The sequence below is a fragment of the Pseudomonas syringae group sp. J254-4 genome, from assembly GCF_032586855.1.
In the GTDB taxonomy this organism is placed as follows: domain Bacteria; phylum Pseudomonadota; class Gammaproteobacteria; order Pseudomonadales; family Pseudomonadaceae; genus Aquipseudomonas; species Aquipseudomonas amygdali.
In genome coordinates this window covers 14408-28773 of the sequence record NZ_JAWHOO010000032.1, presented here as the reverse complement: position 1 = coordinate 28773, position 14366 = coordinate 14408, and the positions used below count along the sequence as shown (strand labels likewise).

Annotated in this window: 12 protein-coding genes; 3 read left to right on the top strand and 9 right to left on the bottom strand. The window is 53.2% G+C overall.

Translation table 11 applies throughout. The features are described 5' to 3' along the window. Position 1: 1 nt before the first annotated feature. Positions 2–1318 carry an ABC transporter substrate-binding protein gene (locus RYB09_RS25510; RefSeq protein ID WP_058401840.1) on the bottom strand — a complete coding sequence of 439 codons (1317 nt, stop codon included), beginning with the start codon at positions 1316–1318 and terminating at the stop codon, positions 2–4. A 281-nt stretch (positions 1319–1599) separates the two neighbouring features. On the opposite strand from RYB09_RS25510, the gene RYB09_RS25505 reads away from it, so the two are divergent. Then, positions 1600–2499: an AraC family transcriptional regulator gene (locus RYB09_RS25505; RefSeq protein WP_058409200.1), complete on the top strand. Its 900-nt coding sequence runs from the start codon at positions 1600–1602 to the stop codon at positions 2497–2499. On the opposite strand, the gene RYB09_RS25500 is transcribed toward RYB09_RS25505, so the two are convergent. Together RYB09_RS25500 and RYB09_RS25495 are read right to left on the bottom strand one after the other, a co-directional pair. After that, the gene (locus RYB09_RS25500) at positions 2500–3759 is read right to left on the bottom strand and encodes a sodium:proton antiporter (RefSeq protein ID WP_316890751.1); all 1260 of its coding nucleotides are present in this window, start codon (positions 3757–3759) and stop codon (positions 2500–2502) included. Positions 3760–4039: 280 nt separating this feature from the next. Then, a complete protein-coding gene (locus RYB09_RS25495; RefSeq protein ID WP_004663292.1) occupies positions 4040–4369 on the bottom strand; it encodes a DUF2790 domain-containing protein in 330 nt (109 codons plus the stop codon). A 217-nt stretch (positions 4370–4586) separates the two neighbouring features. Between RYB09_RS25495 and RYB09_RS25490 the strand changes: the two genes are divergently transcribed. Together RYB09_RS25490 and RYB09_RS25485 are read left to right on the top strand one after the other, a co-directional pair. Further along, positions 4587–4811 (top strand): hypothetical protein, encoded by a 225-nt coding sequence (locus tag RYB09_RS25490; RefSeq protein ID WP_004663296.1) that lies wholly within the window; start codon positions 4587–4589, stop codon positions 4809–4811. Positions 4812–5257: 446 nt separating this feature from the next. Continuing rightward, entirely contained in the window at positions 5258–6583 is a 1326-nt protein-coding gene (locus RYB09_RS25485) for an OprD family porin (protein WP_054078158.1), read from the top strand. A 129-nt stretch (positions 6584–6712) separates the two neighbouring features. On the opposite strand, the gene RYB09_RS25480 is transcribed toward RYB09_RS25485, so the two are convergent. From RYB09_RS25480 to RYB09_RS25455, 6 genes are all read right to left on the bottom strand, one after another. After that, on the bottom strand, positions 6713–7042 hold the full coding sequence (locus tag RYB09_RS25480) for a hypothetical protein (protein WP_122258830.1): 330 nt from the start codon (positions 7040–7042) through the stop codon (positions 6713–6715). 232 nt (positions 7043–7274) lie between these two features. After that, entirely contained in the window at positions 7275–8330 is a 1056-nt protein-coding gene (locus RYB09_RS25475; RefSeq protein WP_122258831.1) for a sel1 repeat family protein, read from the bottom strand. Positions 8331–8477: 147 nt separating this feature from the next. Beyond that, positions 8478–9533, bottom strand: coding sequence for a sel1 repeat family protein (locus tag RYB09_RS25470; protein ID WP_122258832.1), 1056 nt, complete (start codon positions 9531–9533; stop codon positions 8478–8480). Beyond that, entirely contained in the window at positions 9533–11269 is a 1737-nt protein-coding gene (locus RYB09_RS25465) for a phospholipase D-like domain-containing protein (RefSeq protein WP_316890745.1), read from the bottom strand. The genes RYB09_RS25470 and RYB09_RS25465 overlap by 1 nt, the downstream gene beginning before the upstream one ends. Positions 11270–11377: 108 nt before the next feature. Beyond that, positions 11378–12328 carry a sel1 repeat family protein gene (locus tag RYB09_RS25460; protein ID WP_371913414.1) on the bottom strand — a complete coding sequence of 317 codons (951 nt, stop codon included), beginning with the start codon at positions 12326–12328 and terminating at the stop codon, positions 11378–11380. 69 nt (positions 12329–12397) lie between these two features. Next, positions 12398–14365, bottom strand: a complete 1968-nt coding sequence (locus RYB09_RS25455) for a phospholipase D-like domain-containing protein (RefSeq protein ID WP_046835154.1) — start codon at positions 14363–14365, stop codon at positions 12398–12400. Position 14366: the final 1 nt, after the last annotated feature.

Genomic DNA, 14366 nt, shown 5'->3' with positions numbered 1-14366 from the left:
TTTACTTCGGATAACCGGCGCGTTTCATTTCGCGCTCGGTGACGGCCTGTGCAGCGCTGAGCGCCTGTTCAGTGGTGGTCTGGCCGGTCACGGCGGCGGAGAACAACTTGCCGACCGAGGTGCCGATGGCCTGGAACTCGGGAATGGTCACGTACTGGATGCCGACGTAAGGCACAGGCTTGGCCGATGGGTGCGCCGGGTCGGCGTGTTGCATCATTTGCAGCGTGACGCTGGCAAACGGCGCAGCCTTGAGATAGGCCTCGCTGTAGGTAGAAGTTCGAGTGCCTGGCGGTACATTACTGATGCCGTCTTTCTCGGCGACCAGCTGGATATAAGCTTTGGACGTCGCCCAGGTGATGAACGTCTTGGCCGCGTCCTTGTGCTTTGAGGTGGTCGGTATCGCCAGCGACCAGGCGTAAAGCCATGACGAGCCCTTGTCGGTCACTTCAACCGGCGCAGGTGCGAAGCCGACGCTGTCGACCACCTTGCTCTGTTCCTTGTCCGTTGTGAAGGAACCGGCCACGCTGGCGTCGACCCACAAGGCGCATTTGCCGCTGTTGAACAGCGCGAGGGTTTCGTTGAAACCATTGCTCGACACGCCCGGCGGGCCATACTTTTTCAGTGTATCGACGTAGAAATTCGCCGCTTTGCTCCATTCCGGGCTGCTCAGTTCGGGCTTCCATTGCTCATCGAACCAGCGCGCGCCAAACGCGTTGGCCATGGTGCTCAGCAGCGCGATGTTCTCGCCCCAACCGGCCTTGCCCCGCAGGCACATGCCGTAAATACCTTTGTCGGGCTGATGCAGCTTCGCCGCGAACTCACCCAGTTGGGTCCAGGTTGGCTGCTGCGGCATGCTCAGATCTGCCTGCTTGAACAGGTCGGTGCGGTAATAGGTGATCGTGCTTTCGCCATAAAAGGGCAGGGCATAGAGCGTGTCCTTGACCGACAAACCCTGCCGCACCGAGGGGAAGATATCTTCCAGCTCATACTCGGGCGCAAGGCCGGTGATCGGCTCCAGCCACTGCTTGGCGCCCCACAGTGGCGTTTCGTAGGTGCCGATGGTCAGCACGTCGAACTGGCCGCCCTGGGTGGCAATGTCGGTGGTCAGGCGCTGGCGCAGGACGTTTTCTTCCAGCACCACCCAATTGATTTTGATATCAGGATGCTGCTGTTCGAAGATTTTCGACAGGCGCTGCATGCGGATCATGTCGCCGTTGTTGACGGTGGCGATGGTCACGGTCTCGGCGGCCTGCGCGGCCATGCTGCTGAGGGCGACAGACACGCCCGCTGACAGGAAAAGCGCTTTGCGGATCTTCATCTCAGGGCACTCCATCCCGCGCCTTGGCTGGCGGGAGTCATTGTTTTTGTTGTTGGCCACGGCTGAATCACCATGGTGGACGGCTTGATTACAGCAGCCTGTTGCGGCCTGAACAAACGCACTGCGAATGATCGACTGATACTTTTTTAACCGCTGGCCACGCGGCGCTCTGAAAGCAAAAAAGTATCAGTGGCGGATTAATTGTGAGCTAGCACTGGCCGAGCGGCAGGGCGTATGTTTAGTTGTCCACAGCGCATTCATAACGATAAAAGGGGCGTCCAGTGCCTGACAGCCGAGCGGCTTTGTTTGAGCAGCGTCCCGCCGAACTTGAGGTTATTCTCCCGCAACCAGACCACTGCTTTCGCTGGTACGAGCACGACTATCCCTACTCGCTGGCCCGCTGGAACCACCATCCAGAATTTGAAATCCACCTGATCCGCCAGGGCAGTGGCAAGCTGGTGGCCGGTGATTACATCGGTGAGTTCGGTGCCGGTCATGTGGCCCTGATCGGTCCCGATCTGCCCCACGACTGGATCGGCGATCTTGCCCCCGGCGAGCACCTGGCCGGGCGTGACGTGGTGTTGCAGTTCGATGGCGCGGCGTTGCTGGCGCTACGTGGCACGCTGCCGGAACTGGGCGACTTGCAGCGTCTGTTCGAACAGGCACGTCGCGGGTTGGAGTTCACCGGCGAAACGGCCATGCAGGCTGCGCAACTGCTGGAGCAGATCGGCCCGGCACAAGGCCTGGAACGGCTGATTCTGTTTCTGCAACTGGTCAACACACTGATGAAGGCACCTGCGCAGGAGGCTCGTCTGCTGGCCAGCGCCTGGTATGCCCCAACCCTGGATGCGCGCAGTTCCGAGCGGATCAACAAGGCGTTCGATTATCTGCTGACTGAATTGACCAGCGATATTCGTCTGTCAGTCATCGCGCAACGGCTGGACATGAGTGATCCGGGCTTTTCGCGCTTTTTCAAACGCACCACCGGGCATTGTTTTATTGATCTGATGCGCAAGCTGCGGGTTCAGCGGGCTTGCCGGTTGCTGCTGCACAGCGAGATGTCGGTGTCGGACATCTGCTTTGAAGTGGGTTACGCCAACCTGTCCAACTTCAACCGGCATTTCCGCGTGGAGATGCAGCAGACGCCCAGTGAGTACCGGCGCGCCGCTGCATCCGGCTGATCAATGCTCTGTGGGCTCTTTCGCCTGAGGCGAACGGGTCACGGCATGCACCAGCTTGCCGATCGTCAGGCCCTGCAAGAGGATCGACAGCAACACCACGATATAGGTGATGCTCAGCAGCAGGTCACGCTCCGGCCCGGTGGGCAAGGCCAGCGCCAGTGCCACCGAAACACCACCGCGCAAGCCGCCCCAGGTCAGGATGCGGATCGTACCGTGTGGCACCTTGCGCCAGCGACGCAGCAGCAGAATCGCCGGGGCCACGGTGACAAAGCGCGACAGCAGAATTGCCACAGCCAACAGGCTGGCGGCAATCAGGTGCTGCCAAGAGAACGGCAGCAGCAACAGCTCCATGCCGATCAGCGCGAATAGCAACGCGTTGAGCATGTCATCCAGCAATTCCCAGAAACCGTCCATGTAACGACGGGTCATGTCGTTCATCGCCAGATTACGCCCCAGGTTGCCGATGATCAGCCCGGCCACGACCATCGCGATAGGGCCTGACACATGCAGTTCAGACGCCATCGCCGAGCCGCCGATCACCAGTGCGAGAGTCAGCATGACCTCGATCTGGTACTGCTCGATGCTTTTGATCATCAGGTACACGGCATAGCCGATCACGCCGCCGAACAGCACACCGCCGACCGCTTCGTGGACGAACAGCAGAGCGGTTTCGCCAACCGTCGGCGTCTCGCCCAACTGGGCGATACCCAGCAGAACGGTGAACACCACCACCGCCGTGCCATCGTTGAACAGGCTTTCACCAACGATGGTGGTTTTCAGCGGTTTGGAGGCGTTGGCGGTACGCAACACGCCGAGTACTGCAATCGGGTCGGTGGGCGAGATCAGCGCACCAAACAGCAGGCAGTACAGCGGGCTGACGTGCCAGCCGAACAGGGCAAAGATCCAGTAGGCCAGCGCGCCGATCACGGTGGTGGCAATCAGCACACCGAAGGTTGCCAGCAGGCCGATGGGCCAGCGATAGCTTCTCAGGTCGGCAAGGTTGACGTGCAGCGCGCCGGCGAACAGCAGGAAGGACAGCATCCAGTTCATCAGCAGGTCGCCGAAGTCGATCTGACCGATCAGCTGCTGGACGCGATCTTCCAGGCCGGGATAGCCCAGAAAACTCAGCCCTTGCAGCAGCAAAGAGAACATCAGCGCGGTGACCATCACACCGATGGTGGGCGGCAGACCGATAAAGCGATAGTTCACATAGGTCAGCAGCGCAGTGAGGCAGATAAAACCAGCAGCAAGTTCAAGCATCCGTCATTCCAGAATCCGTAAGTGCAGTGTCTCGATCACCGTAACCGAGCCTGTGTTTGATGGACCGGATCCATGTCCAGACACATCGCGACACGACACAGTGGGGTTTGCGTTGACCACGCAGATACGGTGATGTTGCAAAAAAGGCAGGAATCAGTGAATGAGGCAGCGCTTGAAAGCGCAAGAAGCGGGGCATTGCAGACACAAAAAAGTCAGCCCGGATAACGGTCCGGGCTGACGGGGGATGTAACGGTGGGTGGCCTCCCTGGCAGGTTCAGAATCACTGGCTGTTTCTGCACCCGCTCAGGACCTGGTACTGCACGGTGTTCAGCTTGCCTTTGGAGTCCTCGTAGGTCATCAGTTTCGGCATCACGCTACAGGTTTGCAGATCCGGGGATTTGCGAATGACCTTGGCAACGTCGAGCTTCATTCCGTATTTGTACTCCTTGATCTCCGGCATCGGCTTGTTATGGATAGCCGCGTATTTCTGCACGCTGGCCTGGTGTTCCTTGATCACTGTGGTGGCTTTGACTTCATCCGTGGTGTAAGCGTAAGCACTCAGTGGCGAAAGAATGACCAGAGCAAGTAACAACGATTTGGCGGTACGCATTTTCTTTTGTCTCCGTTTGAATGTGGTTCAACCTTACCAAGTGCGCACTAACCGGAAAGTGGCTGAAACATTACAAATCGGTAATCTCGCAGATGTCAGCTTTCTAACAGTATTGTCATTCTCTGCTCACCTTCCTGTTAGCTACCCGGACGTAAGCTTGTTTCATCCCTGACGAGCACTGCGCTTTTAAGGAACTCCTTACACACCGAAAGAGGTAATGATGATGAAACTGATCAAGTCGATGGTTTTCGCCGTAGCTGCCTTGTCCGCCACTGCAGCCTTCGCCGACGACGGCAACGAGTACGCAAGCACAGCGGCTGACAAGATGCGTCTTGCACAGGAACTGCGCTTCAAGGAACAGAACAGCAGCAACAAAGCCGAGCGCTACGTCAACACAGACGACAACGCCAAGGCCGAGCGGTCGACCAAGTCCGAAGGCTGATGCCTTTGATGCCCGACCCGCTGCACCCCCATTCGCCCTTGGTAGCTCCCTGCTCCTTTGGTCGGGGCGAATCTTTAAGCGTCCTTCGGGGCGCTTTTTTTATTCCCGCCAAAAACGTCGCTTGAAGGTGTGACACAGAGCGTCACGAACTTCATGCCAACGCGGAGCACTGGCACGACACATATCGTTCCGCACGCTCCAGCGTGGGAATGCCGTTCTGGACGCTCTGCGTCCTATCTTGAATGTCTGATTACACCGGTCAAAGCGTATTTTGTTTTATTGAGCAACGGCGTGCTGTAATGCACTTCCTTTCATATTTGTAATCTTTCCGTCACCTCGGCGTTATCTTCGCCACTTCAAGATTGTGCCCCACTGGCAGCGCTCGGGTTAATAAAAACAGCCAGATCGACATGTTTATAACAATCTGCCGATTAGACGGAGCGCACATGACTCAACTTAAAACTCTATCACTGGCCCTGTGTTCGACCCTCGCCGGTGTCGCACCGGCTGCCGTATTCGCTGAAGAGCAGAAAGAAGGCTTCATCGAAGGCAGCACGCTGACCGTACTCAACCGCAACTTCTACATGAACCGCGACCACCGCAACGGCGAATCCAGCCCTACCGGCAATGGTTACTCCGAAGCGTGGGCGCAAGGCATCATCGGGCGATTCCAGTCAGGTTTTACTCAAGGCACCTTCGGCGTCGGGGTCGATGCATTTGCCATGATCGGTATCAAGCTCGACACCGGTGACGGCCGCAACGGCGGCCGCAGCGCGTTCGACGTGCTGCCGGTCGATGGGGAAGGCCGCGCCCGTGACGAATACACCAAGGTAGGTGGCTCGCTGAAGGCCAGAGCCTTCGACACCGTCGTCAACGTGGGCGATGTGTTTCCCTCCACCCCGGTGGTTGCCTTCGGCGACTCCCGACTGCTGCCGGAAAGCTTTCGCGGCGTTACCGCCGTCAACAACAGCATCAGCGGCCTGACCCTGCAAGGCGGTCGCCTGCACTCCATGAGCCAGCCCGTTTCCAGCAACATGCGCGACGGTTTCGTCACCTTCTACGGCGGTGCCGTGGACTCTCCATGGGTTGCCTACTTCGGCGGTGACTATCAGGCCACCGACAGGCTGAGCCTTGGCCTCTACACCAGCCGACTCAAAGACGCCTGGGATCAGAAATACGCTTCAGCGTCCTACGTGCTGCCGCTCTCTGATGACCTGTCGCTGACCAGCAGCCTGAACTATTACAACGCCACTGACGAAGGCAAAAAGCTGCTCGGCGAATTCGACAACGACATCTGGAGTGCAAAAGTCGCCCTGCAATACAGAGCACACACCCTGTCGCTCTCGCACCAGCGCAACGAGGGCGATGATGACTTCGACTACCTCAGACAGTCCGACTCCATCTACCTGGCCAACTCCATCCAGTACAGCGACTTCAACTCACCCAAAGAACGCTCGTGGATGGTCACCTACAACCTCGACATGTCCACCTTCGGCGTGCCCGGCCTGTCATTCATGACCCGCTACGGCAAAGGCACCGACGCCGACTACTCCAACGCCAACAGCACCTACATGCGCCGCGACGCGCAAGGCAACCCGCTGACCGACCAGAAACGCTGGGAGCGCGATATCGAAGCGAAATACATTGTGCAGACCGGATCACTCAAAGACCTGTCGCTGCGCGTGCGTCAGGCAACGACTCGGGCCACGGCGTTTGAATCGGACCTGGATGAGGTGAGGGTGATTGTGGAGTATCCGTTGAGTGTGCTTTGAGGAGGGATGATTGAGTGAGGCGTCCTTTGGGGCGCCTCTTGGTGTTAGCCACGTTGTGTGAACGATCAACACCAAAACTCGATAGGCTGACCCATGATTTTTCCTGCGCAAAAAGCTTACCGGCCATCGCTATTTCGAAAGGAGTTTCATCAATGCAGCTAATGCCAAAACCGATGCCGCGTAAAGGCAAAACTTACTGAGACTCAACATGGCATCCATAAGCTGTTGACCTTCGGCACTTCCTCCTGAACCGCTGATTGCGCTAGCTGTGCCGCCTATAAATACTGCGACTGAAGCCACACACAGGACCAAAAAAGCGCACGCCATTTTAAACAACGTGGCTGGGGTAAGCACATTTGAAATCCGGCCTTTTTCATCGGTGCTGATGATCCGAAAAATGACACGACCTATATAAAAAACTGCAGACAAGACACATAGGAAAAGTACCAAAGTGATCATGGAAATTACCTTGAGCAGAAAGTGTTTGATAGTCGCTCACCCCAAGATATTCTTGATGGCTGCGATAGTTTGATATCGATTTTAACGTTATTCTTCCTGTACGATCCATGCTAAGACATAAAACGCATAAATGGCGTTCTGGACGGCTTTAGACGTGAGTAAAAGTTTGCATATGCCGCCCGCTATAGGCATATGCAGAATCTCTTCCGGATCGGCGTCATCAGACTTTTGATCAGTCTCCCTTGCTGTAAACCGGCGACTCCGGTAACGGCCTGCCTGTTTTAGGATCAAGAATCATGGCCTTGGCCAACTGCTCGATCAGCGCTTCGGAAGGCTTGGGCGGCGGGATGTTGGCTTCACGCTCTTCAACCCATTTCAGCTTGCTATCCCAGGCCGGGAGTTTGGCTGGTGGCAGGGGGACGATTTCGTTGATTTCAGGGACGCTTGGATTTGCGTAGGACCAGTTGCCTAGTAATTTACTGATTCTTTTGTAACGGTCAGCACGTTCTTGGTCTTCCTGCTGCTCAAGATAGTACATGCGATTGTCTGGCTTTGGACCACTGAAGCTTTTACTCAAAGAAGCCGCTGAAAACTCGTCACCCGCTGCAACGCCCAACTGGAGAGCCTCAAGAGCAGCTCGATAACTCTTATTTAATTTCTGATCTACACCTAAAGCTCTAGCTGCTTCTCCGTTGCCCTGCTCAGCCGCGCAACTACGCATTTCGCGAGCAATCTCAAGAGCAGTATTGGCTGCCTCAAACTTGTCAGCTACATAGCTTTGTGCCTGAGCACTTCCTTCGTCTGCTGCTTTACGGAAGTAACGCAGTGACATATCTTCATCTTGTTGCAGCCCAGCCACGCCCTTTTGAAGGTAGATGGCGATCATGTAGTAACCTGTAGCCACGTGTGCATCTATCAGTTGCTGGCTAAGACGCAAGCGTTCCTCGCCAGTCAGCTTGAACTGGCCACGCATGGCACCGTTCTGCAGGTTGATGTTGGCCTTGTAATGATTGTTCTCTGCCGCGATGCGGTACAGTCTTCCGATCTCAATATCGACCGTTTCATCCTGCTGAATCTGATTGTTTTTCTGCAGCCAGCGCGCGTACTGAAACAGCACATCCGTTTCTGACGAAGGAACCGGGATTTTCTCGTGTACGCAGGTAAATGCCAGTTTGGTGCTGACTTCGCTCAACTGATTCAGCGGCGCGTCCTTCGTCCGTGAGGTAACGGCATTGCCGGAGCTGCAGGCGGCCAACAGCAGGATCGAAAGCAACAAAGTCAGGCGCATCAGTCATGGTCCGTCATAGTCGCGTCGCTATAATAAGGTTCAACGAGAGCGTGTCGGGTTTGAGTTTGGGCAGAGATTTGCATGTGCAGATCACTCTAGGCACATGCAGAATCTGGCTCGTAACAGAAAGCCTCTACCGCCCTATATTCAGTCTTCCTTGCTGTAAACGGGAGAGCCTGGCAACGGCTTGCCTGTTTTAGGATCAAGGACCATAGCCTTGGCCAGTTGCTCAATCAGCGCTTCAGAAGGCTTGGGCGGAGGGACGTTGGCTTCACGCTCTTCAACCCATTTCAGTTTGCCATCCCATGCGGGGAGTTTGGCTGGGGGCAGGGGGACGATTTCGTTGATTTCGGGGACGCTTGGGTTGGCATAGGACCAGTCACCTAGCAACTTACCAATTTTTTTATAGCGATCTACACGCTCCAAATCTTTCTTCTGATCTATGAAGTACAAGCGATTAACCGATGCAGGATCATCAAAACCACTCTCTAAAAAAAATGCTGCAGTTTCATCGCCCGCTGCAACACCAAGTTGATAAGCTTTAAGTGCCTTCTGATAATTTCCATCAATTGTTTGATCGTTACCTAATGCTGTCGCGGCCTTTCCGTTACCTTGTTCAGCAGCACACCAGCGCATCTGTCGTGCAATGTTCGGAGCAATATCGATCGGTTCTAGTTTGTCTGCCACATAAGCTTGGGCCTGGGCACTTCCCTCATCCGCCGCTTTGCGAAAGTAACGTAAGGCCATTTCCGGATCTTTATGCAAGCCAGCGGATCCCCGCTCAAGAAATACAGCGATGAAGTAATAACCAGTCGCTATGCGCGCGTCGATCAACTGCTGACTTAATCTTAGATGTTCTTCGCCGCCTAACTTAAATTCGCCACGCATGCCGCCGTTCTGCAGATTGACGTTCGCTTTATAATGCTGGTTTTCAGCGGCAATTCGGTACAGTCGCTCGATTTCGAGATCAACTGTCTTGTCCTGCTTGATCTGGTTGTTTTTCTGTAACCAGCGAGCATGCTGGAACAGCATATCGGTTTCTGACGAAGAGGCCGGAAACTTCTCGTGTACGCAGGTAAAGGCCAGTTTTGCATTAATATCAGTCAGCTGATTCAAGGGGATGTCCTTTGTTCTTAGATTAACGGCATTGCTAGTGCCGCACGCGACCATCAGAACGCTTGAAAGCAAAAGAGTCAGACGCATTAGTCAAGGTCCGTCATAGAAGTATCGCTGTAATAAAATTCGTTAAGGGGAGCGTATGGAGACATTTTTTTTGACTGCAGTCTCTTGTTATTACCAATGATAGCGCTCCAGGCTTTAAATGCTATTTCAGGCTCATCCTGCCCCCCTAACCCCTTCGTATGCAAATCCCACAACCGCCGCCGCAACGGCTGACTAAACTCCGGATGCTCATGGCAGATGTTCAGTTCACTATCAACCATCATGCTTCGAGTGTTGATGTTGGCCGAGCCGTGTGTGGTGTAGACGTCATCGACGATCATCAGCTTGGAGTGGATGTAAACCGGCATCCACGGCTGGCCGTCCTGCAAATCGCGCGCGACCAATGAGCAGACATGAATCTTCAAGCCTGGCACTTCCTTGGCTACCAAGTTGGAAGTTTCAATCTCCTTGGTTTTCCGGTCTATCTCCGCTTGCCATTCGTCCAGCTTTTTCTGCCCGGCACGGTCATTTGGCCCGTCCGGCCGAGGTCTGACCGGGGCTTCACTTTTCATCTCCTTGATCATTCGCAGCTTGGTGATGGCCGGAATGGTTTCTGCCCGACCCAGGCTGGCGAGCATTTCCTGGGTCTTGGCCGTGCCCATTCCGACCCCGTCCTTGGTGTCATTGGTGACGACAAAAAGATAGAGGGGCTCCTTGCGGCCTGCTTTGAAGTATTTCCCTGCCAGGGTCTTGAGGTGATCAGCCAGCGGCGGCCAGCGGAAGTACTGGTTCTCGATGTAGATGAACTGGGTGACGTTATTGGCAGCCACCATGTAACCGCTTTGGATGTCAAAGACAGGTTTTTCATGGTCGCCTACGTCATCCTTGTGCTTGCGGTTGGTTTTGGGCTGGCCCACCTGAGCCTGGGTGCGCAACAGTTGCATCATCAACCGCGTGCCGCTCTGGAACTGGAGACGATTGGAGGTCGGATCGCAATCGCGACAGGCGAGCAGGTCCTCGCCGGTTTCCTTGCGCCAGGCGATGGCGAAGTTCTGGTGCACATCGTGGAGAATCGGCCCGGACAACATGCACGAGATGTCCTGGCGTGGCGTAGAGCCGCGCGAGCCGAGATAGGGCTCAGGCTTGGTGCCTTCTTCACGGTTCAGTGCAGAGTGTTGATCGGTGTCCCAATACTCGTCCAGCGAATTGTGGCCCATGACAAAGCCGACCGCGCTGGGCAGTTCATAGTCGACCAGTACACTTTTCTGGTGGTGCGAGGCGCTGGCGCTCAGGACGAGGCGCATGCCCACGCTGATATTGGGATCGAGCGCTTCATACTTCACCCAGTGCTTGATCTCTAACCGTTCATTGGCGCTGAAGCCACGACTCACGAACACTGGAGATTTGCCTTTGACTCGCTCAGTCGCCTTGCCATCGGACACCGCGCATTCGGAGAACCAGTCGCGATCGTAGTCATACTGATCAGGCGTGGAGCTTTGCATGGCCCGGGATTTTATCCGGATTACACCTTTGCCCGGCAGATTACCTTCGCCTGCTACGCCTGCGGAGTTGAAGGGCATTTCCCAGCCCAGTATGCGCACCTTCACACCGTTGGCAGCCTTGATCCTGAGCAGTTCGCCAATGCAGGGGTGGGATCCGTCGCGGATGAAATATATGGAAGGCTGAAATCTCGAGAGGAGCAACGCCTGATACTTGGCGTCTATACCACGGAAAAATACAAGTAGCAGGGTGCGCGCTAAACAAATTGAGTTATGCATAACTTTATCCGTGCTCTTGCATATCTAGCGGTACTTACGTCGCCGGTATTCAGCGCCGTTTTTAATGTCCGCCGCTACAATGACGGCGGGCATTAATATTGTATGTGATCAACCGCTGGATAATGGAAGGCCTGTAGTGAAATCGAGGTTCTTATCCTTGCTTAGACGTTGAATTAATATGTTGTCGGGCTTTTTTGGAAGGGCTTCTGCTTCACGTTTTTTTTGCCACTGGAATGTCCCGTCCCAAGCGGGAAGTTTGGCTGGAGGCAAAGGAACAATAGAGTCTATATCTGGAAGTTTTGAACCCAGTTGTTCATTTTTTTTAAGAAATTTGCTTATCAAACGATATCTATCTGCCCGCTCCTTATCTGAATCTACACCTAAATAGTAAAGTTCCTCTGTTGGAGGCGGACCTTCGAATGCTTTGCTCAATCGTCTTGCGGATGCGGAATCACCAGCTTTAATACTAATCTGATAAATAAGTACTGCTTCTTTAAATTTTTTAGATTCACGTATATATCCTGCTAGCTCCCTAGCGGCGCTCGCATGGCCTTGATAAGCAGCACAATGCAGCATTTGCTCCATGATGTCTACTCCACCTTTTACTCGCCCCAGTAATGTAGCAACGTAGTACTGAGCATCAGGGCTACCTAGGTCAGCCGCCTTTCGAAAATATGCATTAGCTTTTTCTTGATCTTGCTCGACTCCATAGCCTGCTTCAAGATAGTGGCCCATGTCATAGTAAGCACCTGGAACACCTAAGTTCATAAACTTCTCTACAAGCTCGATAGTTTCCTTTTGGCCATTAGTTGAGCTTGCCAAGCCTTGTGTGATTAGTGCCTGCAAATTAGTCGCAGCTTTGTAGTGTCCATGAGCAGCTGCAATTCGATAGTAGCGGGCTACGTCGTTAAAGTCTTTTGGTCCCTCTTTTGTTTGTAGGAATAGGCCGTATTTATAAAGTATATCTGCTTCTTGATTAATGTTTGGTAGGATGTCACTTTCGCGATGGCATTCAAACTTAAGACTGCTCTTGACTGTTTCTCGGTCATCTTTTTGCATGGCGTTTAACTCGGAAGAGAAAAGTACAAAAATTAGCGCGGATATGAGGGTTTTTAAAGTGTTCATGGTCTAATCCAAGTTGGTTCGCGTTACGCTCTCTCGATAAAATTCTATCAGCGATGCATAAGGAGGCAAACCTTTGAAAATAGATTCGCCCTTGTTTGTTCTTTGGCGAGATTTGTTCTTTTCAATGATGTCTAGCCAGATGTCGAAAGCATCTTCTACATCATCTTGTGCACCCATATGGTTGGTATGTATATTCCATAGTTGCTGTCGGAGTTTCTTGGATAACTCCGGGTGTTCATGGCAAATATTTAATTCACTGTCGACTTCCATGCTGCGTATGTTAATGTTGGCTGACCCTAATGTTGTGAAGACATCGTCGATAATTGTCAGTTTGCTGTGGATATAAACTGGCATCCAATCATCGGGAGGAGAGTCTGGTGCAACCAATGTACAAATATGTACTTTTAAGCCTTGGATCTCTGTAAAATTTATGGCCTTGCTTTTTTTGAACGGTATAGTCGCTTCCAGCTCTTCTTGGCGCTGTTGAGCAGCCTCGACTTCAGCGCGACGCTCTATTTTGAGATTCTCAAGTAACTTCGGGTTTATATAGGCTTGCCGGATACGGGGATCGTCTAGCGCTGCTAGCGATTGTCGGGCATTAGTAGTTTTCAGTTTTGCAGCATCCAGCTCGCGATCCAGCGCTTCATTCCTTTCAAGCTTGGCTATTCCGGGCAATACATCTTTACGTCCCAAACTGTCCAGCATCCTGTAGGTGTTCATTGAGCCGTCTCCCATCCCCTCATCGCTGGAGTTGGTTACGACAAAAACATGGATCGAACCATGCTCTGCATGGCTGCGCCCACCTATCTGCTGTTTTTGTACTGCCGTTTTTATCGCAGATGCAATAGGTTCCCATCTGAAATACTGGTTTTCCATATATATATAATTTGTGACGTTGTTTGTGGCTTTCAGATAGAGTTCACGGATGTCGTGAACTCCATCTTGCTGTTGCGTTCGTAGCAACTGTGCCATGATGGCGGCTCCAGCATCACGGCGTGGTTTTAACTGGCTGAAAAGTGCGGCCCGAGCCCCTAAGAGATCGCCCCCGGTTTCTCGATCCCAGGCTTCGCAGAAATTGTCATTCAGGTGAGCAAGAATCGGTCCGGTTACTTTGCTTGAGATGTCTTGCCTTGGGGTCTGTCCGTTTCTTCCCTCACGGGGCCCCCTCCTTGTATAGCTGTGATCATCTTTGTCCCAGTAGGCATCTAGCGTATTATGGCCCATGACAAAACCGACGGCTTCATCAGGGCTTTCATAATCGATCAATACCATTTTTTGATGGTGCGTTGGCGCAGCCGACATCGCCACAGTGCTCTGAAACTTATTATTTATTGATCCGTTCTGGTCTTCACCGTTAACCAACAGTTGCCAAGCAATTTCTACCCGCTCGATAAATCCAAAGCCACGAGTTACAAATTCGATATTGTCTATGACAAGTGTTTTGTCACGCCCATACCAAAGCAGATCCCATTCTCTTTGTATTAGCTCTGTGACGCCGTTGTTCGCACCAGTGTTTTTCAATCGTGCCTTGAGATACCAGTCTTGGTCTAGTTTTCTCTGCTCGTCATCTCGATTTTGTCTGCCTTTCTCGAACCAGCTTATAGTGTTGTCACCTGGGGTTGGATTCTCCATAAATTGAGCGAGGTGCATGTACCAACAAATAACACGAACTTTAACCCCTTTTTTTGATTTTTTTATCAGCAGGTCGCCAATGCATAACTCATCAGGATTTCCTGTTCTTTTGAAGTACATGGAAGGCTGGAAGCCCCAGCACACATAATCGATGCTTACGTTAGCGTTCATGATCGCGTCGTACAAGGCACCAAACGCACGTTCCCCATTTACCAACGGTTCAAACGTAGCAGGAACAGGCCCGTATTCAGTACACTCGACGAACCATGGTAAATTTAGCTTGACCTCCGTTCTTTTACACATTGCGATCGGAGATGTAATGCTTCTCGATGTCGACATT

Bases quoted from the DNA above. Each gene is read 5' to 3' on its own strand.
- RYB09_RS25510 (WP_058401840.1), bottom strand. From the start codon at position 1,318: ATGAAGATCCGCAAAGCGCTTTTCCTGTCAGCGGGCGTGTCTGTCGCC.
- RYB09_RS25500 (WP_316890751.1), bottom strand. From the start codon at position 3,759: ATGCTTGAACTTGCTGCTGGTTTTATCTGCCTCACTGCGCTGCTGACC.
- RYB09_RS25495 (WP_004663292.1), bottom strand. From the start codon at position 4,369: ATGCGTACCGCCAAATCGTTGTTACTTGCTCTGGTCATTCTTTCGCCA.
- RYB09_RS25490 (WP_004663296.1), top strand. From the start codon at position 4,587: ATGATGATGAAACTGATCAAGTCGATGGTTTTCGCCGTAGCTGCCTTG.
- RYB09_RS25485 (WP_054078158.1), top strand. From the start codon at position 5,258: ATGACTCAACTTAAAACTCTATCACTGGCCCTGTGTTCGACCCTCGCC.
- RYB09_RS25480 (WP_122258830.1), bottom strand. From the start codon at position 7,042: ATGATCACTTTGGTACTTTTCCTATGTGTCTTGTCTGCAGTTTTTTAT.
- RYB09_RS25475 (WP_122258831.1), bottom strand. From the start codon at position 8,330: ATGCGCCTGACTTTGTTGCTTTCGATCCTGCTGTTGGCCGCCTGCAGC.
- RYB09_RS25470 (WP_122258832.1), bottom strand. From the start codon at position 9,533: ATGCGTCTGACTCTTTTGCTTTCAAGCGTTCTGATGGTCGCGTGCGGC.
- RYB09_RS25465 (WP_316890745.1), bottom strand. From the start codon at position 11,269: ATGCATAACTCAATTTGTTTAGCGCGCACCCTGCTACTTGTATTTTTC.
- RYB09_RS25460 (WP_371913414.1), bottom strand. From the start codon at position 12,328: ATGCAAAAAGATGACCGAGAAACAGTCAAGAGCAGTCTTAAGTTTGAA.
- RYB09_RS25455 (WP_046835154.1), bottom strand. From the start codon at position 14,365: ATGTCGACATCGAGAAGCATTACATCTCCGATCGCAATGTGTAAAAGA.